This is a genomic window from Methylobacterium sp. yr668, assembly GCF_900116245.1.
GTDB lineage: Bacteria > Pseudomonadota > Alphaproteobacteria > Rhizobiales > Beijerinckiaceae > Methylobacterium.
Map to the genome: position 1 here is coordinate 34,412 of NZ_FOZY01000016.1, position 26,647 is coordinate 61,058.

The 26,647-nt window shown below is 70.6% G+C and carries 25 protein-coding genes; 8 read left to right on the top strand and 17 right to left on the bottom strand.

The window, feature by feature from the left end:
* Nucleotides 1-13 precede the first annotated feature (13 nt).
* Entirely contained in the window at nucleotides 14-1,144 is a 1,131-nt protein-coding gene (locus BM419_RS19470) for a serine hydrolase domain-containing protein (RefSeq protein WP_020095054.1), read from the top strand.
* 14 nt (nucleotides 1,145-1,158) lie between these two features.
* On the opposite strand, the gene BM419_RS19475 is transcribed toward BM419_RS19470, so the two are convergent.
* Nucleotides 1,159-2,046: a LysR family transcriptional regulator gene (locus BM419_RS19475; protein ID WP_020095053.1), complete on the bottom strand. Its 888-nt coding sequence runs from the start codon at nucleotides 2,044-2,046 to the stop codon at nucleotides 1,159-1,161.
* Nucleotides 2,047-2,139: 93 nt separating this feature from the next.
* Between BM419_RS19475 and BM419_RS19480 the strand changes: the two genes are divergently transcribed.
* A complete protein-coding gene (locus BM419_RS19480; protein WP_091927407.1) occupies nucleotides 2,140-3,135 on the top strand; it encodes an aldo/keto reductase in 996 nt (331 codons plus the stop codon).
* Nucleotides 3,136-3,139: 4 nt separating this feature from the next.
* Here the strand turns inward: BM419_RS19480 and BM419_RS19485 are convergent, their stop codons facing one another.
* The 4 genes from BM419_RS19485 to rpoN all read right to left on the bottom strand — a co-directional run bounded on the left by BM419_RS19485 (nucleotide 3,140) and on the right by rpoN (nucleotide 9,459).
* Nucleotides 3,140-4,291 (bottom strand): M20 family metallopeptidase, encoded by a 1,152-nt coding sequence (locus tag BM419_RS19485; RefSeq protein ID WP_091927408.1) that lies wholly within the window; start codon nucleotides 4,289-4,291, stop codon nucleotides 3,140-3,142.
* 168 nt (nucleotides 4,292-4,459) lie between these two features.
* Nucleotides 4,460-6,286 (bottom strand): glutamine--fructose-6-phosphate transaminase (isomerizing), encoded by a 1,827-nt coding sequence (glmS, locus tag BM419_RS19490; RefSeq protein WP_056527748.1) that lies wholly within the window; start codon nucleotides 6,284-6,286, stop codon nucleotides 4,460-4,462.
* 146 nt (nucleotides 6,287-6,432) lie between these two features.
* Nucleotides 6,433-7,809 (bottom strand): bifunctional UDP-N-acetylglucosamine diphosphorylase/glucosamine-1-phosphate N-acetyltransferase GlmU, encoded by a 1,377-nt coding sequence (gene glmU, locus BM419_RS19495; protein ID WP_091927409.1) that lies wholly within the window; start codon nucleotides 7,807-7,809, stop codon nucleotides 6,433-6,435.
* 75 nt (nucleotides 7,810-7,884) lie between these two features.
* Nucleotides 7,885-9,459 (bottom strand): RNA polymerase factor sigma-54, encoded by a 1,575-nt coding sequence (rpoN, locus tag BM419_RS19500; RefSeq protein ID WP_091927410.1) that lies wholly within the window; start codon nucleotides 9,457-9,459, stop codon nucleotides 7,885-7,887.
* A gap of 425 nt (nucleotides 9,460-9,884) precedes the next feature.
* Between rpoN and BM419_RS19505 the strand changes: the two genes are divergently transcribed.
* Nucleotides 9,885-10,604 (top strand): Crp/Fnr family transcriptional regulator, encoded by a 720-nt coding sequence (locus BM419_RS19505; RefSeq protein ID WP_020095047.1) that lies wholly within the window; start codon nucleotides 9,885-9,887, stop codon nucleotides 10,602-10,604.
* Here BM419_RS19505 and BM419_RS19510 read toward each other — a convergent pair.
* Nucleotides 10,586-11,077 (bottom strand): DUF6894 family protein, encoded by a 492-nt coding sequence (locus tag BM419_RS19510; protein WP_139257079.1) that lies wholly within the window; start codon nucleotides 11,075-11,077, stop codon nucleotides 10,586-10,588. The genes BM419_RS19505 and BM419_RS19510 overlap by 19 nt on opposite strands.
* 246 nt (nucleotides 11,078-11,323) lie before the next feature.
* Between BM419_RS19510 and BM419_RS19515 the strand changes: the two genes are divergently transcribed.
* Nucleotides 11,324-11,590 carry a DUF6894 family protein gene (locus BM419_RS19515; RefSeq protein WP_020095045.1) on the top strand — a complete coding sequence of 89 codons (267 nt, stop codon included), beginning with the start codon at nucleotides 11,324-11,326 and terminating at the stop codon, nucleotides 11,588-11,590.
* 9 nt (nucleotides 11,591-11,599) lie between these two features.
* Here BM419_RS19515 and BM419_RS19520 read toward each other — a convergent pair whose 3' ends face one another.
* The 4 genes from BM419_RS19520 to BM419_RS19535 form a co-directional block, all read right to left on the bottom strand.
* Complete coding sequence (locus BM419_RS19520; RefSeq protein WP_091927412.1) at nucleotides 11,600-11,965, bottom strand: hypothetical protein; 366 nt, start codon at nucleotides 11,963-11,965, stop codon at nucleotides 11,600-11,602.
* A gap of 4 nt (nucleotides 11,966-11,969) precedes the next feature.
* The gene (locus BM419_RS19525) at nucleotides 11,970-12,200 is read right to left on the bottom strand and encodes a hypothetical protein (protein WP_056527769.1); all 231 of its coding nucleotides are present in this window, start codon (nucleotides 12,198-12,200) and stop codon (nucleotides 11,970-11,972) included.
* Nucleotides 12,201-12,292: 92 nt separating this feature from the next.
* Complete coding sequence (locus BM419_RS19530; RefSeq protein WP_091927413.1) at nucleotides 12,293-13,882, bottom strand: OpgD/OpgG family glucan biosynthesis protein; 1,590 nt, start codon at nucleotides 13,880-13,882, stop codon at nucleotides 12,293-12,295.
* Between the two features lie 87 nt (nucleotides 13,883-13,969).
* The gene (locus BM419_RS19535) at nucleotides 13,970-14,635 is read right to left on the bottom strand and encodes an SCO family protein (RefSeq protein WP_091927414.1); all 666 of its coding nucleotides are present in this window, start codon (nucleotides 14,633-14,635) and stop codon (nucleotides 13,970-13,972) included.
* 243 nt (nucleotides 14,636-14,878) lie between these two features.
* On the opposite strand from BM419_RS19535, the gene BM419_RS19540 reads away from it, so the two are divergent.
* Nucleotides 14,879-15,781, top strand: coding sequence for an MBL fold metallo-hydrolase (locus BM419_RS19540; RefSeq protein ID WP_091927415.1), 903 nt, complete (start codon nucleotides 14,879-14,881; stop codon nucleotides 15,779-15,781).
* Between the two features lie 37 nt (nucleotides 15,782-15,818).
* On the opposite strand, the gene BM419_RS19545 is transcribed toward BM419_RS19540, so the two are convergent.
* Both BM419_RS19545 and BM419_RS19550 read right to left on the bottom strand, forming a co-directional pair.
* On the bottom strand, nucleotides 15,819-17,426 hold the full coding sequence (locus BM419_RS19545; RefSeq protein ID WP_244540801.1) for a putative bifunctional diguanylate cyclase/phosphodiesterase: 1,608 nt from the start codon (nucleotides 17,424-17,426) through the stop codon (nucleotides 15,819-15,821).
* Between the two features lie 166 nt (nucleotides 17,427-17,592).
* Nucleotides 17,593-18,024, bottom strand: coding sequence for a helix-turn-helix domain-containing protein (locus BM419_RS19550; RefSeq protein WP_056527784.1), 432 nt, complete (start codon nucleotides 18,022-18,024; stop codon nucleotides 17,593-17,595).
* A gap of 570 nt (nucleotides 18,025-18,594) precedes the next feature.
* Here BM419_RS19550 and BM419_RS32440 point away from each other — a divergent pair.
* A complete protein-coding gene (locus BM419_RS32440) occupies nucleotides 18,595-18,738 on the top strand; it encodes a hypothetical protein (protein ID WP_020095037.1) in 144 nt (47 codons plus the stop codon).
* Between the two features lie 80 nt (nucleotides 18,739-18,818).
* On the opposite strand, the gene BM419_RS19555 is transcribed toward BM419_RS32440, so the two are convergent.
* Entirely contained in the window at nucleotides 18,819-19,901 is a 1,083-nt protein-coding gene (locus tag BM419_RS19555; protein WP_091927417.1) for a Gfo/Idh/MocA family protein, read from the bottom strand.
* A gap of 2 nt (nucleotides 19,902-19,903) precedes the next feature.
* The gene (locus BM419_RS19560) at nucleotides 19,904-21,031 is read right to left on the bottom strand and encodes a Gfo/Idh/MocA family protein (RefSeq protein ID WP_020095035.1); all 1,128 of its coding nucleotides are present in this window, start codon (nucleotides 21,029-21,031) and stop codon (nucleotides 19,904-19,906) included.
* A gap of 258 nt (nucleotides 21,032-21,289) precedes the next feature.
* Here BM419_RS19560 and BM419_RS32445 point away from each other — a divergent pair, with 258 nt between their 5' ends.
* Nucleotides 21,290-21,454: a hypothetical protein gene (locus tag BM419_RS32445; RefSeq protein ID WP_020095034.1), complete on the top strand. Its 165-nt coding sequence runs from the start codon at nucleotides 21,290-21,292 to the stop codon at nucleotides 21,452-21,454.
* Between the two features lie 408 nt (nucleotides 21,455-21,862).
* Here BM419_RS32445 and BM419_RS19565 read toward each other — a convergent pair whose 3' ends face one another.
* Nucleotides 21,863-22,819, bottom strand: a complete 957-nt coding sequence (locus BM419_RS19565; RefSeq protein ID WP_020095033.1) for a zinc-dependent alcohol dehydrogenase family protein — start codon at nucleotides 22,817-22,819, stop codon at nucleotides 21,863-21,865.
* A gap of 95 nt (nucleotides 22,820-22,914) precedes the next feature.
* Here BM419_RS19565 and gcvA point away from each other — a divergent pair, with 95 nt between their 5' ends.
* The gene (gene gcvA, locus BM419_RS19570; RefSeq protein ID WP_091927418.1) at nucleotides 22,915-23,805 is read left to right on the top strand and encodes a transcriptional regulator GcvA; all 891 of its coding nucleotides are present in this window, start codon (nucleotides 22,915-22,917) and stop codon (nucleotides 23,803-23,805) included.
* Nucleotides 23,806-24,128: 323 nt separating this feature from the next.
* Here gcvA and BM419_RS19575 read toward each other — a convergent pair whose 3' ends face one another.
* Together BM419_RS19575 and BM419_RS19580 are read right to left on the bottom strand one after the other, a co-directional pair.
* Nucleotides 24,129-25,139, bottom strand: a complete 1,011-nt coding sequence (locus BM419_RS19575) for a glycosyltransferase (RefSeq protein ID WP_091927419.1) — start codon at nucleotides 25,137-25,139, stop codon at nucleotides 24,129-24,131.
* A gap of 588 nt (nucleotides 25,140-25,727) precedes the next feature.
* Nucleotides 25,728-26,351 (bottom strand): glutathione S-transferase family protein, encoded by a 624-nt coding sequence (locus tag BM419_RS19580; RefSeq protein ID WP_091676605.1) that lies wholly within the window; start codon nucleotides 26,349-26,351, stop codon nucleotides 25,728-25,730.
* Nucleotides 26,352-26,647 lie beyond the last annotated feature (296 nt).

The following is a 26,647-nucleotide window of genomic DNA, read 5'->3' on the forward strand; positions in this document are numbered from 1 at the left end:
TCAGGAGACGCGCGTGACCGAAGCGACCGGGCCGTACTGGCCGACGGATGACTGGGCGGAGCAGGACCCGGGTGCGGCGGGGCTCGATGCCGGGCGGCTCGCGGACGCGGTGGCGTTCGCGCAGGCCCACGAGAGCGCGTGGCCGCGCAGCCTGTACTATCCCGACGGGCGCTACGTCGGGATCGTCGAGTGGAACGAGACGGGGCCCTGGAGCGCCGTCGACGGGCCGGTGCGCCCGCGCGGCGGCCCGGCGGGCGTGATCCTGAAGGCCGGCCGGCGCGTCGCCGCCTGGGGCGACACGGCCCGCCCGGACATGACCTTCTCGATCGCCAAGAGCTACCTCGCGGTGCTGGCCGGCCTCGCCCACGACGACGGCCTGATCCCCGACGTCGACGCGCCGGTGCGCGACAGCGTACCCGACCCGCTCCTCGACGGCCCGCACAACGGCGCGATCACGTGGCGCCACCTCCTGCAGCAGTCGAGCGAGTGGCAGGGAACGCTGTTCGGCAAGTCCGATCAGGTCGATCATTTCCGGCAGATCGGCCCGGGCGCCGACAACAGCCGCAAGGGCGAGGCGCGGGCGCTGCGGTGCCCCGGCACCTACTACGAGTACAACGACGTCCGGGTGAACCTGCTGTCGTACTGCCTGATGCGCCGCTTCGGCCGGGCCCTCCCGGACGTGCTCCGCGAGCGGATCATGGATCCGATCGGCGCCTCCCGCGACTGGGCGTGGCACGGCTACGACACGGCCTGGGTCGCGGTCGACGGCGCGCGGGTCCAGTCGGTCCCCGGCGGCGGCCACTGGGGCGGCGGCCTGTTCATCGGGGCCGACGACCACGCCCGCTTCGGTCTCCTCGTCGCCCGCGGCGGCGCCTGGAACGGGCGGCAGCTCCTCTCGGAGCGCTGGATCCGCGCCATGCTGACGCCCTCTCCGACCCTCGACAGCTACGGCTACCTCTGGTGGCTGAACCGCGGCGCGGCCGCCAAGCCGGAACTGCCGGCCTCGGCCTTCAGCGCCCTCGGGGCGGGCAACAACGTGATCTGGTGCGACCCCGAGCACGACCTCGTCGCGGTCCTGCGCTGGATCGACAAGGCGGCCCTCGACGGCTTCCTGCTGCGCCTCGTGGCGGCCCTGCGCCCGTAGGCGGGCCGGCGGCGCTAGCGGCCCCTGACGTGATCGACGAAGCTCCGGAGCAGCGGCCGCATCTGGCGGCGGCTCGGGTAGTAGAGGAAGAAGCCGGGGAAGGGCGGGCACCACGCGTCGAGGACCCGGATCAGACGGCCGGCCGCGATGTCGGCCGCCACCTGCGCCTCGAAGAGGTGGGCGAGACCGGCGCCGCCGCGCGCCGCTTCGGCCACCAGCCCGTCATCGTCGAGGACGAGGGTGCCGGTGACCGGGATCGACTGGGCGATCCCGTCCTTCTCGAGTTCCCAGAGGTAGAGGCCACCGCTCGGGAAGCGGCGCCGGACGCAGACATGCCGGTGCAGGTCCTGCGGGTCCGCGGGCGTCCCGTGGCGGGCGAGATAGTCCGGCGCGGCGACGATCGCGCCGCGCTGCGGCGGCCCGAGCGGCACCGCGATCATGTCCTGGTCCAGGCTCTCGGCGAAGCGGACGCCGGCATCGAACCCCTCGGCGACGATGTCGCGGAAGCCGTCCTGCGCGCGGATCTCGATCTCGACGCCCGGATGCGCGCGGGTGAACGCGACGGCGAGCGGCAGCAGCAGCATCTCGGCGGCCGACCGCGGCACCGAGATCCGCAGCGTCCCGGTGAGCCGCCGCTCCGCGGCGGTCGCCACCTCGACCGCGTCGGCGATCGCCGCGAGGGCGGGCTCGAGACCGTCGAGCAGGCGCTGGCCCGCCTCGGTCGGGGCGACGCTGCGGGTCGTCCGCGCGAGGAGGCGCACGCTGAGGCTCGCCTCCAGGCCGTTGATCGCGTGGCTCACCGCCGAGACCGAGAGCCCGAGATCGCGTGCGGCGCCGCGGAAACTCCGGCGCGCCGCGACCGCGGCGAAGAGCGACAGGGCGGGGAGGTCGGCGCGTCTCACTGTTGAGCCGCATAGAACAGCCTGCGCCGCAGGTCACGGATTATCGCCGCCGTCGGCCCGTGCGAAGTCCGGGCCGCATCACGGGAGGCCCGCATGGATCACCGTCGACTCGGAACCGAACTCACCGTCTCCGCCCTCGGCCTCGGCTGCATGGGCATGAGCTACGCCTATGGCGGCCAGCCCGAGGGTGAGGCCACCGCCACGCTGCGCCGCGCCGTCGACCTCGGCATCAACCTCTTCGACACGGCCGAGATGTACGGCCCCTTCGAGAACGAGAAGCTGGTGGGCAAGGCCCTGGCGCCGGTCCGCGACCGGGTGATCATCGCCACCAAGTTCGGCTTCAAGATCTCCGAGACCGGCCAGGGTCCCGACCGGATCATCGGCGTCGACAGCCGGCCCGAGCACGTCCGGGCGGTCTGCGACGCCTCGCTCCGGCGCCTCGGCGTCGACGTCATCGACCTGTTCTACCAGCACCGGGTGGATCCGGCGGTGCCGATCGAGGACACGGTCGGCGCCATGGCCGATCTCGTGCGGGCCGGCAAGGTACGGGCGCTCGGCCTGTCCGAGGCCGGCGCGGCCACGATCCGGCGGGCCCACGCGGTCCACCCCATCGCCGCCGTGCAGAGCGAGTACTCCCTCTGGAGCCGCGATCCCGAGGCCGAGGTGCTGCCGACCTGCCGCGAACTCGGGATCGGCTTCGTGCCGTACAGCCCCCTGGGGCGCGGACTCCTGACCGGCGCGATCCGCGACCGCGACAGCCTCGCCGCCGACGATTACCGCCGCACGATGCCGCGCTTCGCGGCGGAGAACCTCGCGGCCAACCGGCAGCTGCTCGACACGCTCGCCGCCCTGGCGCGCGACAAGGGCGTCACGCCGGCCCAGCTCGCCATCGCCTGGGTGCTGAACCAGGGCGACTTCATCGTGCCGATCCCGGGCGCCCGCAAGATCCGGAACCTCGAGGAGAACGCGGCGGCGGCCGGTCTCGTCCTGGCCGAGACCGACCTGCGGGCCATCGCGGACGCGATGCCCGCCGAGGCGGTGACCGGCGACCGCTACGGCGCCGCCGGGCTGGCGATGGTCGGTCTCTGAGCCGTCAGAGCGCCGCGATGGTCTCGGCCACCGCGCGCGCCCGCGGCACGAGGCTTCCCACCTCCAGGTACTCCTCGGGCGAGTGGGCCTTGCCGCCCACCGGGCCCACGGCGCAGAGCGTGGGGCAGCCGACGCTGGCGGTGAAGCCCGAATCGGCGCAGCCGCCTGCGAACTCGCCGGTGACGGGGTTGCCGCCCTCCGCGCTCACCCTTGCGTAGGTCTCGAACAGGGCCCGCGAGGCCTCGTCCTGCACGAGCGGCAGGAACTCGCCCTTGATGGTGAGATGCGCGGTCGTGTCCGGCACCGTCGATCCGGCCACGATCGCGGCGATCCGGTCCATGGCGGCCTCGCGGTCGGGCGGGGTCACGTAGCGCAGGTCGATCTCGCAGGTGACCCGGGGCGCCACGGTGTTCACCGACTGGCCGCCGGAGACCAGGCCGACATTGACCGTGGTGCCGCGGTCGAGGTCGGTGAGCGCGTGGAGCGCGACGGTCTTGTGGGCGAGCTCCAAGATGGCGCTGCGCCCGTCGGCGTAGTTGCCGCCGGAATGGGCCGCCCTGCCGAGCACCTCGAGGTGCATGAACACCCCGCCCTTGCGGCCGGTGACGACGTTGCCGGTCGGCCGCCCCGGCTCGGAATTCAGCACCGCGCGGGCGCCCCGGGCGGTCTCCTCGATGATCGGCCGGCAGGCCGGCGAGCCGATCTCCTCGTCGCTGGTGAACAGGCCGACGAGTGGCACCGGCGCGCCGCCGGCGCGGTGATAGGCGGCCAGAACGAAGGCGTTCATCACGAGGCCCGCCTTCATGTCGGCGACGCCCGGCCCGTAGGCGCGGCCGTCGGCGACCCGGAACGGCCGGCGGGCCGGCTCCCCCTTCGGGAAGACGGTGTCGCGGTGGCCCATGAGCACGACCGGCCGGTTGCCGCCGCCCGATCCGGCCACGCTCGCCTTCAGCGCGTCGCCGTAGCCGTCGACCGGGATCGTGGTCACCGGGATGCCGTGGCCGGCGAGGAACTCCGCGATGCGGATGCCGACCGCGTCGACGCCCGGCTTGTCGTAGGAGCCGGAATCGATGTTCACCAACTCCTCGAGGAGCGCCAGCATCGCGCCCTCCTGCCCGTCGAGCCAGCGGAGGACGTCGGTGTCATGGGCGGTCATGGGGGCCTCGTACCGGGGTCAGCAGGATTGCGCAGACCGTCTTTGCGAGCGCAGCGAAGCAACCCAGCGTCGCGCAACCTCTGGCAGCATAGCGCAGACTGGATTGCTTCGCTCCGCTCGCAAGGACGGCGCCGCGCCCGTACGATCCGCCGATCTGGTCGGCCGCGCCTACTCGACCGTGACCGATTTGGCGAGATTGCGGGGCTGGTCGACGTCTTTCCCCATGAACACCGCCGTGTGGTAGGCGAGCAGCTGGATCGGCACCGCGTACACGATCGGCGCCACCGTCGGGTCGAGCGCCGGCATGGTGAAGGTCGCGAGCGTGTCGAGCCCGTGCTCGGCCGCGCCCTTGGCGTCGCCGATCAGCACGATGCGCCCGCCGCGGGCGGCCACCTCCTGCATGTTCGAGACGGTCTTCTCGAACACCGCGTCGTGCGGCGCGATCACGATCACCGGCACGCTCTCGTCGATCAGCGCGATCGGCCCGTGCTTCAGCTCGCCCGCCGCGTAGCCCTCGGCGTGGATGTAGCTGATCTCCTTGAGCTTCAGCGCGCCTTCCAGCGCCATCGGGTAGCTGGTGCCGCGGCCGAGATAGAGCACGTCCCGCGCCTTCGCGACCTCCCGGGCCAGACCCTCGATCGCCGCCTCGTGGGTGAGCGCCTCGGCCATCAGGCCCGGCGCCTTGATCAGGCCGTCGATCAGCCGCCGCTCGCCCGCCGCGTCGAGGGTGCCGCGGGCCCGGCCCGCCGCGATGGCGAGGCAGAGCAGCACGGTGAGCTGGCACGAGAACGCCTTGGTGGAGGCGACGCCGATCTCCGGCCCGGCCAGCGTCGGCATCACCACGGAGGATTCCCGCGCGATCGTCGAGGTCGGCACGTTGACCACGCTCAGCGTGTGCTGGCCCTGGGACTTCGCGTAGCGCAGGGAGGCCAGGGTGTCGGCGGTCTCGCCCGACTGCGAGATGACCAGCGTCAGCCCGTCCTTCTCCAGCGGCGCCTCGCGGTAGCGGGCCTCGGAGGCGACGTCGATCTCCACCGGCAGGCGGGCCACCTGCTCGAACCAGTACCGGGCGACGAGGCCCGCGTAGTAGGCCGTGCCGCAGGCGGTGATGTAGACGCGGCTGAGCTTGGCGAAGTCGAAGGGCAGCGCCTCGGGCAGCGCGACTCGCCCCTGCGCCATGTCGACGTAGTGGGCGAGCGTGCGGCCCACCACCTCGGGCTGCTCGTGGATCTCCTTGGCCATGAAGTGGCGGTACTCGCCCTTGTCGATCCGGTAGGCCTGCGTGGCGATCGTCTGCCGGGCGCGCTCGACCGTGGCGCCCGACGCGTCGCGGATCTCGGCGCCGCCGCGGGACAGGATCGCCCAGTCGCCCTCGTCGAGATACGTGATGGCGTCGGTGAACGGGGCGAGCGCCAGGGCGTCGGAGCCCAGGTAGGTCTCGCCCTCGCCGAAGCCGATGGCCAGCGGCGCGCCGTGGCGGGCCCCGATCAGCAGGTTCTCCTCGCCGGAGAAGAGGAAGCCCAGCGCGAAGGCGCCGCGCAGCCGCGGCAGGGCGGCGGCCACGGCCTCCACCGGCCCCATCTGCCGGTCCATGTTGCGGCTGACGAGCTGGGCGACGACCTCGGTGTCGGTCTCGGTCTCGAAGACGACGCCGTCGGCCTCCAACTCCTGCTTGAGCTCGCGGAAATTCTCGATGATGCCGTTGTGCACGACGGCCAAGCGCTTGGTGGCGTGCGGGTGGGCGTTGGTCTCGTTGGGCCGGCCGTGGGTCGCCCAGCGAGTGTGGCCGATGCCGATCGTGCCGGTGAGCGGCTCCTGGGCGAGCCTGGCCTCCAAGTTGACCAGCTTGCCCGAGGCCCGGCGCCGCGCCAGCCGGCCGTGCTCCAGGGTGGCGATGCCGGCGGAATCGTAGCCGCGGTACTCGAGCCGCCGCAGGGCCTCGATCACCTGCCCCGCCACCGCGTCGCGCCCGACGATGCCGACGATGCCGCACATAGGAGTGTCTCTCGCTGTCGCGCCCGGATGGCCGCGCGCAGGTCGTGCGCAAGGTCCGGGCCGCCCCGCGCCGTGCGGGGCCGAGCGGGACTTCTACCGGATCGGCACGGCGCAGGGCCAGCCCCGCTCGCGCGGCGTGCCGGGCCTCACGCCTTGGCGCGCCGCGCCTTCTCGGCCTGCAGCGCCGCGCGCTTCTCCCTGGCCCAGCCCGGCTTCACCGCCTGCCGGCCCCGGGCCACCGCCATGGCGTCCGCCGGCACGTCGTCGGTGATCACCGAGCCGGAGGCGACGTAGGCCCCCTCCCCCACCGAGACGGGGGCGACCAGGGCCGAGTTCGAGCCGATGAAGGCGCCCGCGCCGATCGTGGTCCGGTGCTTGAGCACGCCGTCGTAGTTGCAGGTGATCGTGCCGGCGCCGATATTGGCCTTGGCGCCGACCTCCGCGTCGCCGAGATAGGTGAGGTGCGCGGCCTTGGCGCCGGCCCCCATCCGCGCGTTCTTCAATTCGACGAAATTGCCGAGCTCCGCGCCGGCCTCCAGAACGGCGTGGCCGCGCAGCCGCACGAACGGCCCGATCTTCACGCCCGCCTCCAGGCTGGTCTCGGTGAGATGCGCGAAGGCCCGCACGGTGCAGCCCTCCGCGACCCGCACGCCGGGGCCGAACACCACGTTGGGCTCCACGATCACGTCGCGTCCCAGCACCGTGTCGTGGCTGAGGAACACCGTCTCGGGGGCGATCAGCGTGGCGCCCCCCAGCATGGCGCTGCGGCGCAGCTGCGCCTGGATCGCGGCCTCCGCCACGCTGAGCTGCACCCGGTCGTTCACGCCCTGCGCCTCGGCCTCGTCCACCGGAACGACCGTGACGGGCAGCCCGTCGGCGACCGCCAGCGCCACCGCGTCGGGCAGGTAGTACTCGCCGGCGGCGTTGTCGTTGCCGATGCGGGTGAGCAGGGCCAGGGCGTGCCGTCCGGCGAGCGCCATCAGCCCGGCATTGCACAGGGTCACGGCCCGCTCGGCCGCGCTCGCGTCCTTCTCCTCGCGGATGGCGAGCACGCGGTCGCCCTCGGTCAGCACCCGCCCGTAGCCGGAGGGTGTCGCCGTCTCGAAGGCCAGCACGGCCACCGCGGCGCCGTCGGCCAGGGGCGCGCGGAGGCGCAGGAAGGTGTCGGCCGAGACGAGCGGCGTGTCGCCGAAGGCGATCACCACGTCGTCGTCGGGGTCGGCCAGGATCTCCCGGGCGGCGAGCACCGCGTGGGCGGTGCCGAGGCGCTCGGCCTGCGGGAAGACCCGGGCTCCGGGGGCGGCCCGCGCGATCTCGGCGGCGACGTCGTCGCGGCCGGGCTCGGCCACCACGGCGATCCGGCCCGCGCCCGCCGCCTGGACGGCGGCCAGGACGTGGCCGAGCATGCTGCGCCCGGCGATCCGGTGCAGCACCTTCGGCAGGTCCGAGCGCATCCGCGTGCCCTTCCCGGCCGCGAGCACGATGGCGGTGAGGCTGCGCGAGGGCGTTCCGGTCGGGGTCATCGCGGGTCCAGGCATCGATCGAGGGCCAAGACGGATGGGCCGGACGGGCGCCCGGCGCAACCCCGTCCGGGCCGATCAGCGCAGCGCCAGGGCGACGTGCTGGCCCGAACCGTGGGCGAAGCGCTCCCGGCGGCGCTCGATCGAGCTCGGGATCCGCAGGGATTCCCGGTACTTCGCCACCGTGCGCCGCGCGATGTCGACGCCCTCCCCGCGCAGCTTCTGCACCAGGGCGTCGTCGGACAGCACGTCGTCCGGCGTCTCGCCGTCGACGAGCTGCTTGATGCGGTGGCGCACCGCCTCGGAGGAGTGTGCGGCGGCGCCGGCCGCCCCGGGGATCGCCGCGGTGAAGAAGTACTTCATCTCCAGGGTCCCGCGGCTCGTGCCGATGGCCTTGTTGGAGGTGACCCGCGAGACGGTCGATTCGTGCATGCCGATCGCCTCGGCCACGGTCTTGAGGTTCAGCGGCCGCAGGTGGGTGACGCCGTGGACGAAGAATCCGTCCTGCTGGCGGACGATCTCGGTGGCGACCTTCAGGATGGTGCGGGCGCGCTGCTCCAGCGAGCGGGTCAGCCAATTGGCGTTCTGGAGGGCCTCCGACAGGAAGGCCTTGTCACCCTCCGCGGCGGCGTTGCGCGAGACGCGGGCGTAGTAGCTCTGGTTCACCAGGACCCGGGGCAGCGCCTCGCTGTTCAGCTCGACCAGCCAGGAGCCGTCCGGCGCGGCGCGCACGAACACGTCCGGAACCAGGACCTCGACGGCGCTCGACCCGAAGGCCCGGCCGGGCTTCGGATCCAGGCGGCGGATCTCGCCCAGCATGTCGACGAGGTCCTCGTCGTCGACGCCGCAGAGCCGGCGCAGGGCCGCGAAGTCGCGCTTGGCCACGAGGTCGAGCCGCGAGACCAGCGCCTGCATCGCCGGGTCGAACCGGTCGCGCTCGCGCAACTGGATCGCGAGGCACTCGGCGAGGTCGCGGGCCGCGATCCCGGGCGGGTCGAAGGTCTGGACCAGCGCCAGCATCCGGCCGACGAGGGCCGGGTCGGCGCCGAGCCGCTCGGCCACGCCCTCCACCGTCTCGCGCAGGTAGCCGGCCTCGTCGACGGCGTCGATCAGGAAGCCGCCGATCAACCGCTCGGCCGGCTCCCGGGTCGCGAGGTCGAGCTGGCCCGCGAGGTGCTCGCGCAGCGAAGTCTCGGCCGTGAGGGTCGCCTCGAAATCGGGCGCCTCGGCGTCGAAGCTGCCGCCGGTGCTGCCGTAGGGCGGCGGCGTCAGCGAGAGCATGTCGCCCCCGCCCGCCTCGCGCGCCTGGACGGGGCTCTCGTCGGGGAAGACGTTGTCGAGGCGCGTGTCGAAGTCGCTCTCGATCTCGCCGCGGCTCGGGTTGAGGTCGGCCGAGAGCCACGAGTCGGGCTCCGGCGCGTCGAAGCCGTCGGCCCCCGCCTCCTCGGCATGGCTGCCCGATTCGGCGGCGTCACCCGCGGCCGGCAGGTCCGGCTCGGCGCGCTCCAGCAGCGGGTTGCGTTCCAGCTCGGCCTCGACGTAGGCCGAGAGATCGAGGTGCGAGAGTTGGAGAAGCTTGATCGCCTGCAGGAGCTGCGGCGTCATCACCAGGGCCTGGCCCTGACGCACTTCCAGCCGTTGCACCAAACTCATGCGAGGCCCCGATGCCCTTCCGGCGCGGTTCGCCAGCCGGAGCCACGCTGCTCACGGCATGGTTCTTGCTTGCTCCGTCGCACTTTCTGTAACGCGATCCGACCCGCGCGTCAAAGCGCGACCGTGCACGCCGCTGTTGGCAAGTGCACGGCGCTCCGGGACGCGCAGCGTTCCAGTCACATCCCGATCCGCCGCCCGGCAGTCTGAGGGCAGATCTTAAAGGAAGGTTTGCGCAATCATCCGCGCGCATTTGCCAGGACATCCGAAATCCGCCGGCAAAGCTTTGTCTGGTTGCAGACGCTTCCCCCGCTAGATGCAATATCCGCTCGCTATTCCGTGTTGATCCGAGCATGGCTCGGGGGTGCGCCGCGGTTCCCGCACGAGAGCTGCTGCGCGGAGGTCGATTTCTGCGTACGCGTTTGCCGATGCCGCATCAGAACCGCCTTCTGGCTGCCCTATCCGAGGCGGATGGCGCACTGCTCGGGCCTCATCTGGAGGCGATCGACCTGCCCCTCGGCAAAGTGCTCGTCGAGCCGGCCGCCGCGATCCCGCACGCGGTCTTCATCGACACCGGCCTGTGCTCGGTGGTGTCGACCCTCGCCGAGGGCGGCCGGATCGAGGTCGGCCTGTTCGGACGCGACGGCATGGCCGCACCGGCGCTGCTGCTCGGAACCGACACGATCCCGTACCAGATTTTCATGCAGGTCGCCGGCCGAGGGCGCCGGATCTCCGTGCCGGCCCTGCGCGACGCCCTGAAATCCAGCCCGTCGATGCGCAACCTGCTGCTGCGCTACGTCCAGACCTTCCTGGTCCAAGTTGCCCAGACCGCGATCGCCAACGCGGGCGCGCCCGCCGAGGAGCGGCTCGCGCGGTGGCTCCTCATGTACCACGACCGTCAGGACGGCGACGACCTGTCGGTGACGCACGAGTTCCTGTCGATCATGCTCGGCGTGCGCCGCCCGACCGTCACGGTCGCGATCCACACCCTGGAGGGCGCCGGCCTGATCCGCGCCCGGCGCGGCCGCATCCGGGTCCTCAGCCGCACGCGCCTGGAGGAGGCCGCCGGCCAGACCTACGGCCCGGCCGAGGCCGAGTACGAGCGCCTGATCGGCCCGCTGCGGCGGCCTCAGAGCACGCTGGCGTAGGGGACTTCGGCCACCACCGCGCCGGCCTCGTCGGTGATCACGAAGGTGTCGGCGCGCCAGCCGCGCGGCGCGCCGTAGACGTGCGGCAGGCGGCGCATCTCGCGCAGGATGTCGCGCGCGAGGTGCTCGGCCGCCGTCCGATCGGGCAGCTCGTCGCCCTCCCGATCGGCGATCAGCGTGCCGTGCCGCCGGACGTTGAGGAAGAAGCGGGGCAGGTGACATCCCCTTCGAGGATCGGCCAGCGGGGCCTTCGGGGCGCCCGCCGAAGACCGCGTGCCGCGCCATCGGGAACGGCGTCGCGGGCATGAGCGGCGTGTCGGATCGGCGCGAACCACGCCGCGCGGGTTACCGGCCGCCGAGTGTCCGCCCAGACGGGCGGCCCGCGCAAGGGCAGCCCGAGCGAGGGCAACCCGAGCGAGGGCGGCTGCGGCAGCTCGCGCACCGACGGGTACCGGGCGGACCGCGCCGGCCATATCGTACTTTCGTGCAGAGGGTTCGGGGCCGGATCAGTCCGGCCGCACCCGCGGCGTCTGTCCACACTCATACATTTTTCTGAGGGCGGGTGGATCGCGGCCCGCGCGGCCGCGTTCTCCGCGCGGTCGCTGCGGCGCGAGGATCCGGCGGCCCGTCGCGCGAGGCCGTGCGGCGCCCACACACAGGTTAACGACACCGCTCAGGTCGCGGCGCACGCTCCTCAGCTGGCCGTGAGGTTCTGCGCCATGCGCTACTTCACCGATTTCACCGACGACCGCGGCCTGTCCCTCGACGAGGAGGGGCTGCCCTTCGCCGATCGTCACGAGGCGTGCCTGTCGGCGACCGAGGCCCTGATCGAGGCCGTGCATGACCGGCTCCGCGTCCGGGCGGACCGGCCGGCCCCCGGAGATGCCGGCCTGGTGCTGGAGGCGCGGGTCCGCGACGCGACCGGCAGCACGGTCTTCCGCGCCCGCCTCACCCTCGACCTGGACTGGCAGCCCTCCGACGGCTGAGCGCGGGCCCTACCAGCCGCAATTGGGGATCGGCGGCTGCGCCTTGGCCATGGCCGACTTCTCGATCGGCACCATCGCGCCCCAGGCGTATTTTTGGGCGTGGGGCGTGACGTTGGCGAAGAGGCAGCCGAGCTGGAAGTGGGTCGCGCCCATCTCGCCCGCGAAGCCCATGCAGTCCAGGAAGGTCCAGGTCTTCGGCACCGGGGTCATGGACCGCCAGCGCGGCATCGCCACGGGCGAGCAGACTTTGACCGCCCCGGTGCCGTCGTCGGCGTTGAGCGCGTCCCCCGGGCTCTGCGCCGCGGAGGGGGCGAGGCCGAGCAGGAGGATTGCCGCGAGAATCGCTCGGCCGGGGATCAGGGCGTGTCGGCTCATCGGGTCAGCGCATCGTCCACCACAGGGCCGCGAGGATCGCGAAGCCGAGAACGTTGTAGAGGATCGCCCAGATCCAGACACCCAGGACGGCGCGGCTCGGCTGCCGCGGTCGCGACCGGCCGGGGCGCAGGCGGTTCCGGTCCTCCGGTGTCGGCCAGATCGCCGCCCGGGGTGCCTTGAGGAGCCGCGTCAGCGCCTCCGGGAGGTGCGGGCCGTGCGGTGTCTCGCCGGTCATGGCAGTCTCCGATGCGACGATGGGCCGGGCCGGGTCGCGCCCGCCCGGCGCCGGACCTGTCCGGGTGACCCGAGATCCGGCGGCGGCGCCGCTCACAGCACCGTGCCGGGTGCCTGCGGGTAGTACTGGTAGGCCCAGGTCTCGGACAGCAGCCGATCCCCGGATCTCAGCTGCAGACGCATCTCCACCGGATCCGGACCCTCGGCGTAGACCTTGAGAAAGACCCGCCAGGGGCTCGGCTTGCCGTAGGGCGCCCAGGTGGCGCCGACTTCCTCCACGCTGCCGCGCGACAGGGTGAGCGCGACCGTGGCCTTCTCGGGATCGAGGCCCGACAGGGCCGCGCCCTCGAATTCCAGCACGAACTGCCGCACGAGGTTGGCCCGGCCCGGGCGTCTGTCGGCATCCGCGAGCCACGCGGCCTTGGTGGCCCGGGTCGCGACGCACCGGGCGAGGTCGGTGGCGACCGGCTCCTTGACGGTCCAGCGCAGCCGGTAGGCGAAGCTGCGGTCCGACCCGGCCTGCGGCGCGTCGTCCGGCACCCAGAGAGCGACGATGTTGTCGTCGGTCTCCTGATGGGTCGGGATCTCCACGAGCTGGACGCTGCCGCGGCCCCAGTCGCCCTGCGGCTCGACCCAGATGTCGGGACGGTTCTCCTCGAAGCCGTCGTCGATGTAGTTCTCGTAGGCGCGGTCGCGCTGGAGCAGGCCGAAGCCCTTCGGCGACCGGTCGGCGAAGGCGCTGACGCTGAGGCGGGGCGGGTTGTTGAGCGGCCGCCAGATCAGCTCGTCGGCGCCGGTCTGCATCAGCAGCCCGTCGGAATCGTGCACCTCGGGCCGCCAGTCGCTCGCGAGGAAGCGGCTCATGCCCTCCGAGTACCACAGCATCGAGGTCAGGGGCGCCATGCCGAACCGCTCGACCGCCTTGCGCATGTAGACCGTGCAGGCGACGTCGATGACGACGTGCGGCTCCTTCCGGGCGACGAACCGGTAGGCGCCGGTGAGGCTCCGGCCCTCGAGGAGCGCCAGCACGGTCACGGCGCCGTCCGCGGCCGGGCTGACGTAGAAGCGCGTGAAGACCGGGAATTCCTCGGTCTTCCCGGGCCCGGGCGCCGTGTCGATCGCGATGCCCCGGGCCGAGGCCCCGTACTGGGCTCCGTCCCCGGCGGCGCGGAAGTACGACGCGCCCAGGAAGGCCAGCCAGTCGCCGTCGTCGCCCGGCTGCCCGGCGGGCGCCTTCTGGAACCGGAACCCCGCGAAGCCCGCCCCGTCCGGAACGTCCTTGGCAGGGTTGCCCGGCGGGTAGGTGAACAGGTCGTGGCTGTAGAGCACCTCGCGGGCCTGCCCGCCCTCCAGGGCGTAGACCTTCACGGGATGGCGGAAGAAGTTGCCGAGGTGGAAGAAGGTCACCGGGTACGGGCTGTCGGCGAACAGGGCGTGGCCCGGCGGGTAGCGGATCTCCTGGAGCGGCCCGTAGGTCAGGGCGTCGAGGGCCGCCGAGGCGGGCGCCTCCGGGGGCGGCGCGTAGGGCCGGTCCCGCAGCGTCCGGGCGAGATCCTTCAGCCGGTCGAGGTCCATGGGCTCGGGCGGTGCGAGGCGCGGCCCGCCGCCGGCGGCCCGGGCGAGGCCGGGATACGGCGCGAGGGCGAGGAGCCCGATGGCGGTCAGGACGCGGCGCGTGATCAAGCTGGAACCCCCGGATTCGGTCGGGCCTCGCGACCCGCGCCGCCCTCTAGCCACGCCGGCGCGGCGGCGCAATTTTCCGGCCGCGGCTCAGCTCCGCGGACCGCAGTTGCCGGTGCTGCCGTCGGTCGTCCAGAGGTTGGCGCCGCCCCCCGGCGGGCACTGCCCCGGCAGCGCCAGGGTGATCAGCTTCGCGAAGGTGTTGGCCTCGTCCTCGCCGTAGCCGATCTCGCCGACCATGCGGCCGGTCCTGTCGAACAGCGCCACGGTGGCGGAATGCTCCATCGTGTAGTCGCCGTCCTTGGTCGGCACGCGCTTGTAGGCGACGTGGTAGGCGTCGGCCATGCGGGCGACCTGCTGCGGCGTGCCGACGAAGCCGCGGATCCGCGGGTCGAACGAGGCCAGGTACGCCCGCAGGGTGTCGGGCGTGTCCCGCTCCGGGTCGAGGGTGACGAAGACGACGTTGAGGCGGTCCGCGTCGCGGCCCATCCGGCCGAGGGCCGACGCCAGGGTCGCGAGCGTGGTCGGGCAGACGTCCGGGCAGTGGGTGAAGCCGAAGAACAGGACGGACGGCTTGCCGCTGAGATCGGCCTGGGTCACCGGGCGGCCGTCGAGATCCGCCATCGTGAACGGGCCGCCGACCTTCCGGGAATGGCTGAACCGCGATCCCTGCTGGAGGACGATCGCCCCGGTGCCGGTGGCGATCACGGCGACGAGGGCGACGGAGGCGATGAGGGCGAGAGGGCTCGGTGCCATGCTGTGACCTGCGACGGCGCGTCGGGGTGGCCGGTATCGATGCCGCCAATATGGGGTCCGTGTCGACAGGCGTGAGGCCGCGGCGCCCCGTGCGGGGCCGGACCTGGAGAGGCGACGACGTCAGGAACACGCCTGGGAGCGGCCGGTTGGCCAGGGTACGGGCGCTCGCGCCATCCGGCGCCGGGACACTCGGGCCGCGGGCCCGACCGTCCCCTCCGCGACCGTGCACGGGAGCCGCCCCAGATGGCCCAGCAGATCCCCGTCGACCCGCAGGCCCGGGCCGACGATCCCCGCCGCGACGCCGAGCGGAACGACGCCACCCACGCCATCGCCGACGACGTCGCCTATCAGCGCCACGTCCTGGTCAACGTGGTGTTCGTGGGGCCCCCCGGCGCGGGCGACCGGGGCTGGGTCCTGATCGACGCCGGCGTGATGGGCGCGAAGCGCGGGATCGAGGCCGCGGCCCGGGCCCGCTTCGGCGAAGGCGCCCGGCCGGCCGCGATCGTCCTGACCCACGGCCATTTCGACCATGTCGGCGTCCTGGAGGACCTCGCGGAGGACTGGGACGTCCCGGTCTACGCGCACGCCCTGGAGCGGCCCTATCTCGACGGCAGCGCCGCCTACCCGACGCCGGATCCGAGCGTCGGCGGCGGACTCCTCGGCCGCCTGTCGCCGCTGTTCCCGACGAGCCCGGTCAACGTCTCCGGGCGGCTCCGCCTCCTGCCGGAGGACGGTTCGGTGCCGCCCCTGCCCGGCTGGCGCTGGATCCACACGCCCGGCCACGCGCCGGGCCACGTCTCGCTCTGGCGCGAATCCGACCGGACGCTGATCGCGGGCGACGCCTTCATCACCACGGCGCAGGAATCCGCCTACGCGGTCGCGACGCAGGCGCCGGAGCTGCACGGGCCGCCGATGTACCTGACGATCGACTGGCCGGCGGCGCGCGCGTCGGTGCGGGCGCTCGCCGCGCTCGCCCCGGAGCGGGTTATCACCGGACACGGCCGGCCGCTCGAGGGCGCCGAGATGCGCCGCGCCCTCGACGCCCTGGCGGCGGACTTCGACCGGGTCGCGGTGCCGGAGACGGGCCGGTTCGTGGAGCACCCGCTCGAAGCCGCCGACGGCTCCGCCTACAGGGCGCCGCGCTGACCGACGTGATGCGGCCGCGCGGGCGGCGTCCCGCGCCTCACGAGGCCCGCGCGAGATCCTGGAACAGGGCCGGGGATCGCGCGGCGGCGAGCACGCCGTCCATCTCGGCCTTCGGCATGGCGTGGCCGAACAGGTAGCCCTGGCCGAAATGGCAGCCCTGCTCGGAGAGCCAGTCGAGGCTGGCGTCGGTCTCGATCCCCTCGGCGGTGGTGGAGAGGCCGAGGCTCGCCCCGAGCTTGATGATGGCGTCGACGAGCTTCGCCCGCTCGTCGCTCATCGTGATGGCGTCGACGTAGCTGCGGTCGATCTTCAGCTTGTCGAACTTCAGTTCGCGCAGGTGGTACAGGCTGGAATAGCCGGTTCCGAAATCGTCCAGCGCGATGCGCACGCCGAGTTCGCGCAGCGACAGCAGGGTCGTCCGGGTCGCCTCCAAGTCCTGAATCAGGGCGCTCTCGGTGATCTCGACCTCCAGGCGCTGCGGCGGGAAGCCGGTCTCGGTCAGGATCCCGAGGATGCGCTGGGCGAGCCACGCGTCCTGGAACTGCTGCGGGGCGATGTTCACCGCGAGGATCAGGTGCGGCGGCCAGGCCCGGGCATCCAGGCAGGCGCGGCGGATCAGGCTGTAGCTGAGATCCGCGATCATCCCGGTCTCCTCGGCCACCGGGATGAACTCGCTCGGGCCCACCACCCCGCGCGTCGGGTGGCGCCAGCGCGCCAGGACCTCGACCCCGACGATCTCCTTCTCGGGGAGCGACACCACCGGCTGGTAGAAGGGCTCGATCGCGCCCGTCTCGATGGCGAGGCGAAGTTCCGTCTCCATCCGGGCGCGGGCGCGCAGCTCCGCGTCCATGGCGCTGCGGAAGAAGCGGACATTGCCGCGCCCGTCCTTCTTGCCCTGGTACATGGCGAGGTCGGCCGCGTGCAGGATCGCGTCGGCGTCCCCGTGCTCGGCCGACACCGCGGCGACGCCGACCGTGGCCCCGACCTTCAGGTCGTTCTGGCTCCACGTCACCGGCTCGGCGATGCGCGCGATGACCGCCTGGGCGAGGCGCCGCAGCGCCTCGCTCTCGTAGCGGAGCGGGACCAGCATGGCGAACTCGTCGCCGCCCAGACGGGCCGCCAGGCCGCCCGACGGCACGAGCTGCTGGAGACGCTCGGCCACGGCGCACAGGACCGCGTTCCCGGCCGCGTGGCCGTAGAGGTCGTTGACCGGCTTGAACCGGTCGAGGTCGATGAGGAGCACCGCCGCGTCCGCGGCGCCCGGCGCGTGCGCCCGCTCCACGGCGTCGATGAAGCGGCGACGGTTCGCCAGGCCGGTCAACCCGTCGTGCCGGGCAATCGCCTCGGCCTGCGCGGCGGCGGCGGCGCGCTCGAGCATGAGCCGCCGGAGGATGATCGATTTGCGGATGCTGGCGCCCCACTGCGCCACGCCCATGCAGGCGGCGAGCAGCAGCAGGTCCGTGAGGTTGTAGGTGGCGACGACGCTGTTCAGATACGCGAAGGTCCCGAGCGTGACGCCGACGAACCAGATCCCGACGCCGATCACGAGGAGGCACAGGGTCTCGTACAGTTCGCCGCGGCCCCAGGCTCTCGACGTCTCGATCGGCATGGTCAGGACCCGGTTTCCAACGTCAGAGCGAAGCATGCCGTCCGCTCACGCGCTGTAGATCAGCTCCGGACGCGGCAGCTTCTCTACATCTTTACGGGTCTTTGTCTTGGTTTAATTTGGATTAAATCGCGCCGCCACGCTGCGCGCGGCTCGGGGGCGCCGGTATGTCCCGTCGCGGGAAGAGATGGACAGGGCCGCGCCGTCACGCCTCGTCGACGGCGTCCGGACGCTGCGCGGCCGCGCGGCTCTCCTGGAGGGTGGCGGCGGCCTTGACGATCGACAGGATCCCGCCGCGGGTCGTCTCGTCGGTGATGCTGGTGAAGGCCAGGACGAGTTCCATGACCTTCGGATCCTCGAACAGGGCCGCGGGTCCGACGCGTCCGCCGCCGTTGTCCCGCGGATCCGCGAAGAACGTGTCCACCGGCACCCTCAGCAGGTCGGCAATGGCCTGAAGACGCCCTGCGCCGATGCGGTTGCGCCCCTTCTCGTACTTCTGAACCTGCTGGAAGCTGACGCCGATGGCCTGACCGAGATCGGTCTGGCTCAGGCCCTGTGCCACGCGGAGCGCCGCGATGCGGCCGCCGATCGAGCGATCGGTCTCGGTGGCGGACTTGGGCTTCGGGGAGGACGACATCGAACGGAAACCTTCAGCATGCTGGATGAGTGGCACTTACCCAGAGTCGCGGAGAAAAACACAACCGAAAACTGCTTAGCGCACCAATAAGTTGCGCAATTCCTAGTTGCACTGGACGCATGGCTTGGCTGTTGGTTGTACGCCCAGGGACGGTGAAACCGCAATGGTCAACTGTATCCGTCACGCAGCGCACAGACGGTTTCCCTCCTGCGCCTGTCTTCGCCGGCTACGGCAGCCTCTCAGTCGCCGTGCGCGACGATACATCGGAGATCGGTCGAAGGGGTGGTAAAGTACCGAGGCCTCCGATCGTCGTGGCGGACGGTGACGGATATGTGATGCGGCCGGCATTGTGGTGGGACTGCGCCCGCGGGTCTCCATCAAGACATCGGCGATGCAATTCACCGGCGCGAATGTCGCGGCCGGCGGGACACACACCCCTGTTTCCGACATCGGGCCGCGTCTATCGCCGGCCTAAACACTTTAAGTCCCGGTCGAGAAAATCTATGAAATGATGTATTCACCGGCCAGGCTCGACGGTAGAGTCGGTCTCCCATCACAGCGCCCTCGTCGATGACCGACCTTCTCGTCACCCTCCAGGAGCCAGCCGAACCCGCCGGGCAGGCCGGGCCGGGATCCGAGACGTCGGCCCTGCGCGCGCATATCGCGCGGATTCTGCGCAGGCTGCCTCCCGCCAAGGCGACGAAGACGACCTGACCTCGACCGCCGGGAACGGCGCCGCGACCTGCCCGGACGGATCATCCGCTCGGGACGGGTGCCCGGTCCGGACGCCCCTCCTAGGCGACGGCCTCCAGCGGCTGCGGCCGGGCGCGGACGCGATCGAGGATGTCGAGGGTGCGGATGCTGTCCGCGAGTGGCATGATCGGGCTCTCGCGGGCGCCGGCGAGCAGGCAGCGATGCACCTCGTCGATCTGATGCCGCAGTCCGAACCCGAGGTACGGCGTCGGGATCAGCGCGACGCGGCGGAAGTCCAGCGGCTGCAGGAGGCGTTTCGCGAAGGCCAGTCGGCCGACGGCTTGGCGGCGCGGCGGGGCACGGTCGGCGGGCGCCGGCGCGGCCGCGGTGCGCACGCGCGTGAGGAAGGGCGGGCACAGGAACTGCCGGTGCAGATGGATGCGGCCGCGCGTGCCGACGATCACGGCGGCGTTGTCGGCCTCTCCGGTCGAGCCGCAGCTCAGGGTCGCGGTCCTGGCGTTCCAGCCGAGCGCGAGCGCGGCCTGCTGCGCCGCCGCACCGCCCCGATCGAGGCCGAAGCCCGAGACCTCGGTGGGTGCGCCGAACAGGTGGAGCGCCAGCGACACGGGGTAGACCCCGAGATCGAGGATCACCCCGCCTTCGGCCGGATCGTCCGTCCGTCCGGGCGGGTTCGGCGCGCGGGGGAAGAACAGGCGGGCGTCGAGATGCAGGGGATCGCCGATCTCGCCTGCTTCCAGCATCGCCTTGGCCCGCACGACGCCGGGCGTGAAGCGCATCCACATCGCCTCCATGCAGAAGACGCCCTTCCGCCGCGCCGCCTCCGCGATGCGCCGCGCCTGCCCGCCCGAGAGCGCGATCGGCTTCTCGATCAGGACCGACTTGCCAGCCTCGATGCAGGCCAGCGCGCTGTCCATGTGGTCGCTGTTGGGCGTGGCGATGTAGACGACGTCGATATCCGGCCGCGCGGCCAGGGCCTCGACGCCGGCGACGGCGGCCGGCGCGCCGGACGCCTGAGAGAAGGCCGCGGCGAAGGCCTGGGCGCTCCCGGCGCTCCGCGCCCCGACGGCGGCGAGGCGCGCGTCCGGTCGCCCGAGAAGGTCGCTGACGAAGCGCTGGGCGATGACCCCGGTGCCGAGGACGCCCCACGAGACGGTCTGTGCCATGGCTAGAACCTGGATCTCAGCTGGATCACGGCGCCGCCGCCGGCATTCTGCATGGCGAGCGCGATCTCGGTGATGTGCAGCACGAACCGCGCCGGGAGCGGCGCCGGAACGCCCGCCCGGATCGCCGCGGCCTGGGCCGCGGGTCCGCGGGCGAAATCCATCTGCGACGGGTAGCTGGGCAGCTTGCCCCCGAAGCGGGGAGTCGGCAGCTTCCGACCGAGGAAGATCCGCCCGGGCAGGTAGCGCTGGATCCGGTGCAGCAGCCGGCCGAGCCGCCCGGGCGCCTCGCCGCTCGGCGAACGGAGATAGACCGGGCCCTGGCTGGCCCACGAATCGGTCACGGTCAGGACGCCCCGGTCGCCGATGATGTGCAGGGAGCGGTCCTGCGGCGCGACGAGGCCGCAGGTGATCCGCGCGACGACGCCGGATCGGAACTCCAGGCACGCTGTCGAGAAGTCGTTGGCGACCGAGTCCGGGGGCTGGCCGGTGCCCTTGTCTGGGTACAGGCGCGACGCGAAGGCAGTCATGCGCTCGACCGGGCCGAACATCAGGCTCATCCAGGTCAGGTAGTAGCCGGCGTGCTCCAGGGTGCAGCCGACCCGGTACTCGTCCTCGGCCGGCCAGGGGGCGCCGGTCACGCTCCGCCATTCATGCACCGGCTCCTGGAACACCGGCCCGTCCTCCAACTCGGCGTAGACGAGCCGGACCGACCCGACCTGGCCGGACGCGACGGCCTCCCGCACGGTCGCGCCCGCCTCGCCCAGGATGCTCGCGGGCGCGCCGCTCAGCGAGAGGCCCTTCGCCTCGGCGAGTTCCACCAGCGCTTCGGCCTGGGCGTACTCCATGGCGAGCGGCTTCTCGGAGTAGACGTGCTTGCCGGCCTCCAGGGCGGCCTTGGTCACGACGTAGTGACTGTGCGGGTTGGTCAGATTCAGGATGAGGCCGATCTCCGGCTCGGCGAGCAGGGCCTCGAGGCTGTCGAAGGCGCGGGCGTTGTAGTGACGGCAGAAGACGGCGCGCCGCTCCGGGTCCCGGTCGTAGACGCCGGCGAGGCGCAGTTCGGGGTGGTTCACGAGGGTCGTCATGTAGAAGTCGGCGACGTAACCGCAGCCGACGATCCCGATCTGCATCTCTGTCCCTGAAGGTCATCCGCACCGGATTCGGGTCGTAGCGGCAGCGCTCCGTTCCGCGCCTTCATCCATTGGGCGTAGGATCGACGCGCCGAGAGCTCAGCGACGCTCTCCGGCGCCCGAATTCGGCGCCCATGTCTCGGCAGTACACGGCGCTCGGGCCGCAGGCGCTGACGCTATTCGGTCGAACGCGCGTTTAACGCTCCGTTTACCGTACGGTCCGACAGTTCCGGTGCAACCGGAGCCCCGTGGACAGCCATGCTCGATGTCGCCTTCTGGTGGTGTGTGGCCGTGGCTTTGACCGGATCGGTCGGCCTCGTCGGCCTGGCCATCGTCGCCGGCCGGAGCGGCCGCTCGCAGCCGCGCGGCCTCAAGCTTACCCGGACCGAGCCCCTCGTGCTCCGTCACTTCGGGCGCGCGTAGGTCGGCATTCGACCGGCACCGGCCGAGTATCCGGCGTCTCAGATCTTTAAGTTCGCGGTCGGGTCGGGTTCCCGCCGGGAAGATCCGTCGTGCCCAGGTCGCGCGAGGATCCCTGACCCTCAACCGGTTCACCCCGGTCGACGTAGCCGTCGGGCACCACCGCCTGGGATCCCTTCGATGGAAGGCGGGTCGGGATCGGGCCGGTCGCGGTCACCGGAACGGACGTAACCGAGGTCGTCGACGGCAGGATCGCGTGCCTCCGGGTGCCGCTCGACCCGCCGACCGGTCGGGCTTGCCACGGTGCGACATCACCGTTTCCGCGGGTTCGATCTCAGGTGAGCCGCTTCCCTTCGCGGCGCCGGACGCTGCCGGTGTCACGTCAGGGACAGCGATCGAGGTCTGGCCGCCTCACGATCTCACCCGGAGCACGATCTTGCCTCCGAGCCGACCCTCCTCGGAGCGCGCGTGGGCGCTGGCGACCTCGTCGAGGGGAAACTCCAGGCCGACTCGCGGCACCACGAGGCCGCGCTCGAGGAGGCGCGTCACGGCGTCGAGCTTGCGGCCGTCCTGGCGCGAGAAGACGAAGTGGTAGGTGGCGTTCCGGCCCCAAGCGTCGATGAGGTTCTGAGGCGTCGCGGTGTCGACCAGGGTGACGACGCGCCCGTCCTCGCGGAGGATGCGCGGGGAGCGCGCGAGCGTGTCGCGGCCGATCGTGTCCAGGACGACGTCGACGCCCCTGCCCTCGGTCAGGCGATCGACGGCGTCTACATAGTCCTCGCGCTCGAAATCGATGACGGCGGAGGCGCCGAGCCGCTCGACGCGCGCCACGTCGCTGCCGCGCGCCGTCGCCAGGACCCGTGCCCCGATGGCCTTCGCGACCTGGACGGCGATCGCCCCGACGCCCCCGGCACCGCCGTGGACGAGGACGGTCTCTGTGACCTGCAATCGGGCCCGCTCGACCAGCCCTTCCCAGACGGTCACGCCGACGAGGCTGACGCTCGCGGCCTCGGAATGGGTGAGGTTGACCGGCTTGCGCGCGACGATGCCGGCATCCGCGACGTGGTACTCAGCGTACGATCCCGGACCGCCGAAGATCCGCGGCGTGTAATAGACCTCATCCCCCGCGCGGAACTCGGTCACGTCGGATCCGACCTGGTCGACGACGCCGGACACGTCGTGCCCGATGATGGCCGGCAGCGCGACCTGAGCGGCGTAGTCGCCGCGGCGGATCTGGCCGTCGAGCGGGTTGATCGACGTGGCATGCACGGCCACGCGGACCTGCCGGGGTCCCGGCCGAGGGTCTGGCAGCTCCCGGAGCTCGAAGCTGTCCGGCCCCCCGAACTTCGTCAACACCATCGCCTTCAAGAGAGCCTCCCGTCCTGACCGGCCAACCTTGTGTCAGCCGGGCTGCGGGATGACGAACGCGTTCTCCTCACGAGGCCGATGAGCTACGTTCAGCCATGACGATGCGGAGATCGCTTCCTCCCCTCGCGGCGCTCCGGGCCTTCGAGGCGGCCGGGCGCCGCCTGAGCTTCCGCGCTGCCGCCGACGAGCTGGGTGTCACGGCGACCGCCATCAGTCATCAGATCCGGCTTCTCGAGCAGACCCTGGGGCTGCGTCTCTTCCACCGCGAGACGCGCCGGGTCCGGCTGACCGCCGAGGGCACCGTTCTCCTGCCCGTGCTGCGCGACGGTTTCGACGCGTTCGCCCGAGCCATCGATGAGATCCGCGGCCGGCACGCGGCCGGCGTTCTCACGCTCTCGGCCCCGACCGCCTTCGTGGCGAAGTGGCTCGTGCCCCGGCTCGCCGACTTCCGGGCCGCGCATCCCGGTTGCGATCTGCGACTGCACGCGTCCGACAGCCTGGTCGACTTCGCCCGCGACGGCGTGGACGTCGCCGTCCGATACGGGCCCGGTCCCTATCCCGGCCTCGACGCGCACAGGCTGGTGGTCGACCGGGTCGCACCCGCTTGCAGTCCGCGTCTCGCCATTCGATCCGAGAGCGATCTGGCCCGCCACCCCCTGCTGCACTTCGAGTGGCCCGACCTGACCGACGAGACCCCGAACTGGCCGGCCTGGCTGCGGAAGGCCGGGATCACCGATATCGATGGCGGTGCGGGCATCCGCTTCAGCGACGAAGGTCACGTCATCCAGGCCACGATCGCCGGTCAGGGCATAGCGCTGGTCTCGGTCGTACTGACCGCCGACGACCTGGCGAGCGGCACGCTGGTTCAGCCCTTCGGGCCCGTCCTCGACGCGCACCCCTACTGGGTCGTCCACCCACGACATCCGGCCCAGGCGGGACACGTCGGGATGCTGATCGACTGGCTGCGCAACGCAGCCATCCGGTAACGCGTGACCATGTGGCGAGGTTTGTATGAAGGTTCGCGAGCGGCCATCCGTCGGCGGTTCGGCAATCTTTGTTCGGGGCGGGACCCGGCATCTCGACCATGATGCGACGACCGTTCGAAGCGTTGGCCCAAACTCCCTGCTCGATCGCAGTGCTCGTCGTGGAGCGAAATTTTCGCCGATCGCCGGTAAATCTCGGCGGCATAGCAAGCCTAAACCCAGTGTCCGGTAAAACCGAAGCTTAATTCAGAAGGGTAGGCGATGCTGTGTCGTAAAGGCGTGGATGAAGACGTTCGACGGGACCTGTTGCAAGCCCGCCAAGGCGGTCAACGACGAAGGAGTGCGAATCTGAGATCTTTCGCGATCGATCGCCATCGTGGACGGCCGTTGTGAACCGCCCGATAGGTTCCGCCGGCGACACGTGCCGACAGGCCCTGGAGTGCCTCCAGGCGCGTCTCAGTTCGATAGATCGCTTCGCGCTTCTCGAGCTGGTCAAGCGCGCTGCGAAAGAAAGCGGCCGCCCTTGCCCGATCGAAGAGTGGAAAATGCTCAGCCGTCGCTTCCGGAAGCCGCTCGACGATATCGATCATGGCGGTCGTGGCTTCCCTGTAGGGATCCAAGCCCCCAGCTACCGTCCTCCGACCCGCGCTCCGCTCGCGCTCACCGTGTCCGAACAGATTATGGGCGTGCTGCCGATAGCGGACCAGGGGTACATCGATCTCGACGGTCTGACCGACGACTTGCGCCAGAAACATTACCCACCGGTCGTGAGCGATCATCTCGCTGGGGACAATGAAATCGATGAAACGGTCATCGACATCCCACAGATCCAAGAGTTCTCGTCGAAAGACAATCGAAAATCCGAAGAACGTCAACCACGGATCGTAGGTGAGCGGTTTTCTGAGGCCGGTACGATGAATGCCTTGCCGAAAGACGCCAAGCTCGCGATTGCTGGAGTCGATAGTGATGGCCGTATGGGCGATCATCGAGACGCTGCGATCGTCCAGATAGGGCGAGCAAAACTCGATCTTCTTCGTGTCCCAGATATCGTCCTGATCGCAGAAGGCGACGAATTTTCCACGCGCCAACCGAGCGGCTCTCAAGAAATTGCTTCGAAAGCCGAGCGCGGGCACGTTCTCATGGATTTTGAACTCGATTGCGCTGCCGCAAGAGAAATTTCGGACAATTTCTAGCGTGTCATCCGTAGATGCATCGTCGGAAACGATGATCTCAAGAGGATGTACTGTTTGCCCGACGAGGGTTTCAAGCTGTTCGCGGATAAATCTCGATCCGTTATGCGTGGCAAGAACAACAGAAACACCATGTTCATATCGCATGATGATGTCCTGACGAAACGGATTGCTATCTTCTGCGGTCGGAGCAACAATCAGACCATCTCTCGGTCACGGGTGGCCTCTCGAGTTCTTGCTATCGGGTGAGCGCGTATTCATTTGGGGCCACAGTCTTAATCGAACGGATTTGGATGCAAATAAATGAACGGAGCTGTGGCGGCCGAAGCAGATATTCTGCTCCCTTCTCCCGGTAAGATGTCGACCAAGAACGTCTTTCTTAAACTCGAGAGTGGCGCTTTGCGCCGACGCGGAGGCTGTTGATTTATCATCTTAGTCGTCGGTACTGTCTATAGCCTTCGCCACAAAAAGCAAGAGCGCTAATGAAGTTCTTGTTCTGCCGTTCCGATCATTGACCTGTACCCGCCGGGGGCCGGAAGGGATATCGACGCGGCTGGATGACGGCGTGCGCTCCGACAGATCTGCGACGCCGAAGCTGACCGGCGGGAATCCACGCCACGTTGCCGACTCGCAAGCTACCCAACCCAGGCGTTCGGAGAGCGGTCGTTGCCTGCCGAAAGCCGCCACTCATCGATCGTCCAGCAACCTCGGATTGAAGGCGCGGTTGGCATCCCACTAAGGAATCCCATTCGCCCCGTGGTCTCGGTAGCCGGATCGAGCGAGAAGGCGATCATGATAGGCCGAGACGGCGGGATAGCTCGGGCGTTCCATTGGCGTCATGCGCCAACGGTTTACGGACAAGCCGAGAACGACATCCGCCAACGTGAAGGCTCCTCCGGCCACATAAGCTCCGGTTGAGGAGAGATGGTGGTCAAGGATCCCCATATTCGCGTTCCAGGCCTCGACCCCCGCCACTATCCGGTCTGGATCGGCGTAGGCCGGATCACGACGAACGAGGCCGAGGAAAGCCGCCCGCCAAGACGCGTTCAACTCGGTCGCTTGCCAGTCCATCCATTGTTCAACCAGAGCGCGTCCACGCGGGTCAGCAGGGAGCAGATCCGTCCGAGCGGCGCTCGCAGCGAGGTAGCGGCAGATCGTATTTGACTCCCACAAGGCCCCTGCCGCGTCTTCAATCACGGGCACGAGGCCGTTCGGGTTGCGAGCCAGAAATTCCGGGGTATCCGTTGCTTGGAAGCCGCTGCCGTAGTCCTGGCGATCGTAATCCAATCCGATCTCGGCACAGGTCCAAAGCACCTTGCGAACATTGATCGAACTGGCCTTGCCGAGAATGCGGATCATGGGAGCGGGTTAGCCAACGCTGGAATGATGAAGAGACGACCGCAGAGGGCGTGGTTGCATCTTCCACCCGCGGAGTTAACCGCTCTTGTCTCAAGTGCGCCAAGCGGATGCAGCGAGCGACCTCGAGAGGATCTCGAGCGATGTCCACGGCTACGCCCGCTTCGATGCGTCCACAATCCAGATGCGGTCGGGCAGGGAACCATCCATCTGAGACGTTGGGGAGAGCCATGCGCGGCGGCAGAAGCTGGCCGAAAGATGCCGGTCTGCTCCGGAGTGAAACCGCCGGAAATGCCGAC

Coding starts and splice junctions, on each gene's coding strand:
- BM419_RS19480 (WP_091927407.1), top strand. CDS start 2,140: ATGGATCACCGTCGACTCGGAACCGAACTCACCGTCTCCGCCCTCGGC.
- BM419_RS19485 (WP_091927408.1), bottom strand. CDS start 4,291: ATGACCGCCCATGACACCGACGTCCTCCGCTGGCTCGACGGGCAGGAG.
- glmS (WP_056527748.1), bottom strand. CDS start 6,286: ATGTGCGGCATCGTCGGCATCGTCGGGCGCGACGCGGTGGCGGGGCAG.
- glmU (WP_091927409.1), bottom strand. CDS start 7,809: ATGACCCCGACCGGAACGCCCTCGCGCAGCCTCACCGCCATCGTGCTC.
- rpoN (WP_091927410.1), bottom strand. CDS start 9,459: ATGAGTTTGGTGCAACGGCTGGAAGTGCGTCAGGGCCAGGCCCTGGTG.
- BM419_RS19505 (WP_020095047.1), top strand. CDS start 9,885: ATGCCGCATCAGAACCGCCTTCTGGCTGCCCTATCCGAGGCGGATGGC.
- BM419_RS19510 (WP_139257079.1), bottom strand. CDS start 11,077: ATGGCCGGCGCGGTCCGCCCGGTACCCGTCGGTGCGCGAGCTGCCGCA.
- BM419_RS19515 (WP_020095045.1), top strand. CDS start 11,324: ATGCGCTACTTCACCGATTTCACCGACGACCGCGGCCTGTCCCTCGAC.
- BM419_RS19520 (WP_091927412.1), bottom strand. CDS start 11,965: ATGAGCCGACACGCCCTGATCCCCGGCCGAGCGATTCTCGCGGCAATC.
- BM419_RS19525 (WP_056527769.1), bottom strand. CDS start 12,200: ATGACCGGCGAGACACCGCACGGCCCGCACCTCCCGGAGGCGCTGACG.
- BM419_RS19535 (WP_091927414.1), bottom strand. CDS start 14,635: ATGGCACCGAGCCCTCTCGCCCTCATCGCCTCCGTCGCCCTCGTCGCC.
- BM419_RS19540 (WP_091927415.1), top strand. CDS start 14,879: ATGGCCCAGCAGATCCCCGTCGACCCGCAGGCCCGGGCCGACGATCCC.
- BM419_RS19545 (WP_244540801.1), bottom strand. CDS start 17,426: ATGCTTCGCTCTGACGTTGGAAACCGGGTCCTGACCATGCCGATCGAG.
- BM419_RS19550 (WP_056527784.1), bottom strand. CDS start 18,024: ATGTCGTCCTCCCCGAAGCCCAAGTCCGCCACCGAGACCGATCGCTCG.
- BM419_RS32440 (WP_020095037.1), top strand. CDS start 18,595: ATGACCGACCTTCTCGTCACCCTCCAGGAGCCAGCCGAACCCGCCGGG.
- BM419_RS19555 (WP_091927417.1), bottom strand. CDS start 19,901: ATGGCACAGACCGTCTCGTGGGGCGTCCTCGGCACCGGGGTCATCGCC.
- BM419_RS19560 (WP_020095035.1), bottom strand. CDS start 21,031: ATGCAGATCGGGATCGTCGGCTGCGGTTACGTCGCCGACTTCTACATG.
- BM419_RS32445 (WP_020095034.1), top strand. CDS start 21,290: ATGCTCGATGTCGCCTTCTGGTGGTGTGTGGCCGTGGCTTTGACCGGA.
- gcvA (WP_091927418.1), top strand. CDS start 22,915: ATGACGATGCGGAGATCGCTTCCTCCCCTCGCGGCGCTCCGGGCCTTC.
- BM419_RS19575 (WP_091927419.1), bottom strand. CDS start 25,139: ATGCGATATGAACATGGTGTTTCTGTTGTTCTTGCCACGCATAACGGA.
- BM419_RS19580 (WP_091676605.1), bottom strand. CDS start 26,351: ATGATCCGCATTCTCGGCAAGGCCAGTTCGATCAATGTTCGCAAGGTG.